The sequence below is a fragment of the Paenibacillus sp. AR247 genome, from assembly GCF_002968895.1.
In the GTDB taxonomy this organism is placed as follows: Bacteria; Bacillota; Bacilli; order Paenibacillales; family Paenibacillaceae; genus Paenibacillus_AQ; species Paenibacillus_AQ favisporus.
In genome coordinates, this window is sequence record NZ_PCZT01000012.1 from 7,676 (window position 1) to 9,529 (window position 1,854).

Genomic DNA, 1,854 nt, shown 5'->3' on the forward strand with positions numbered 1-1,854 from the left:
CGCCGCTTCAGCGATCATGCTCACTGCTCAATCGCTCGGCGCGTCCAGCTGTCCGGTCCGGTCGTTCCACGCACCGTCCATTGCGGCCATCACCGGTTTGCCGGAGGAAGTGAAGCCCGAGCTGCTGATCAGCCTCGGCTACGCCGACAAGCCGCCGCGTCCGAAAACGTCCAAGCCGCCGAAGGAGATGATTTCATTTGAACGCTACGGAAACTAGCCTGGGTGCAGGGGATATGCGGGAGCGAATGCTGGATTTTGCGGCCTATGTGCTGACCAGCGCCCGCGCCCTCTACCGCGAGCCCCAGTCCTACGGGCCGATGCGGCTCGCAGATACGCTGGAGAAGGGGCTGGAGCTGCTGCAATCCGCCGGGTTCCGGGACGAGACGGTGGAGCAAGCCATGGCTGCTGTCCGCGAATCCCGGCCGGTGGCGATGACGGACCCTGATGGCTTTGCCGAAGCCTTGGACCGGGCGATCGCCGTGCTGGTCCAAGCGACGCTGGAGGGGAAGCCCAAAGCTTAGCAGCTCGCCGCAACGAACGAGAGCCGTTGTTATTATTACACCGCAGTCCGGCTGGCCGGCTCTGCGGTGTTTTTCGTCATGCGGGCCATTATAATAAAGGCATGACCATCCATTTTCTACAAAGAAGGAGAACAACGAACGATGCAGCATCAGGTGACGGAACATTGGGACGAAGCGATGTGGCAGCAGGCGGAGCCGGTTTATGAGGAGGCTTTTCCGGAGCATGGGCGGAAAACGAAAGCGATCATCATGCGCATGTTTGAAAGGGGACTGTGTGCACTGCACGTCTGGAGCGAAGGCCAAGCCGCAGCGGCCATGGCCCTGACGGGGACGGATGCCAAGGAAAACCTGCTGGTCATCGATTATATTGCGGTACGGGGAAGTTCCAGGGGATCAGGTGTCGGACTTGCCTGCCTCCGGGATTTGCGTGAATGGGCCGGCAGCAGGGGTTATAGAGGTATCGTGATTGAAGCGGAAGCCGATCCGTCGGAAGAAAACGCCGGCAGAATCGCCTTTTGGAAAAAGGCCGGTTTTACGCCGACAGCGTACGTGCATTCGTACATTTGGGTACCTGAAACGTACCGGGCGATGTACCTCAGCCTTGATCCCGAGCATCCCGTCGAATCGCATGACGGCGGCGAGGAGCTGTTTCAGTCGATCCTGCGCTTTCACGAAAAGGCCTACCGCCGTCCGAGCAAGTCATGAGCGCACCGCCTGTTCGCCCGGAAACAGAAGGGAATGAACTCTCCCGGCCGGGTATGGTATGATAGAAGAACAGCTTTGGTCCGCAGGGACAAGCATTTTAGACTTTCAAGGACGTGAATCGAATGGACTTATTTTCTTTCCAGCAGGACGCGAATCCCGGCGCACGGCTCTTGGCCGACCGGATGCGGCCGACCACGCTGGATGAATATATCGGGCAGGAGCATATCGTAGGTCCGGGCAAGCTGCTCCGCCGGGCGATCGAAGCCGACCAGGTATCCTCCATCCTCCTGTACGGGCCTCCGGGATGCGGTAAGACGACGCTCGCCCATATTATTTCGCAGCATACGCAGGCGGACTTCGTCCGGCTGAACGCGGTAGACGCTTCCGTCAAGGATGTCCGCGAGGTGATCGACCAGGCCCAGACCAATAAATCGATGTACGGAACGAAAACGATCCTCTTTCTGGACGAGGTGCACCGTTTTAACAGCTCGCGCCAGGACGCGCTGCTGCCTGCGGTGGAGAAGGGGACTATTATTTTTATCGGAGCTACGACCGAGAACCCGTTCCATTATGTGAACGGCGCCTTGATGAGCCGCTCGACGCTGTTCCAGCTCCATCCGCTTACGAA

Annotated in this window: 4 protein-coding genes; all 4 read left to right on the forward strand. The window is 59.0% G+C overall.

Features of this window, described 5'->3' with window-relative positions:
• Nucleotides 1–217 (forward strand): nitroreductase family protein (locus CPT76_RS21335; protein WP_181152985.1); only part of this gene is annotated, 217 nt, incomplete at its 5' end.
• Complete coding sequence (locus tag CPT76_RS21340; RefSeq protein ID WP_234489320.1) at nucleotides 198–521, forward strand: DUF6092 family protein; 324 nt, start codon at nucleotides 198–200, stop codon at nucleotides 519–521. The genes CPT76_RS21335 and CPT76_RS21340, both read left to right, overlap by 20 nt.
• Nucleotides 522–662: 141 nt before the next feature.
• On the forward strand, nucleotides 663–1,226 hold the full coding sequence (locus CPT76_RS21345) for a GNAT family N-acetyltransferase (protein WP_105444402.1): 564 nt from the start codon (nucleotides 663–665) through the stop codon (nucleotides 1,224–1,226).
• Between the two features lie 122 nt (nucleotides 1,227–1,348).
• The coding region (locus CPT76_RS21350; protein WP_146116395.1) for an AAA family ATPase at nucleotides 1,349–1,854 on the forward strand (506 nt) is incomplete at its 3' end.

Excerpts from the sequence above, each read along its gene's own strand:
- CPT76_RS21345 (WP_105444402.1), top strand. The coding sequence starts at position 663 with ATGCAGCATCAGGTGACGGAACATTGGGACGAAGCGATGTGGCAGCAG.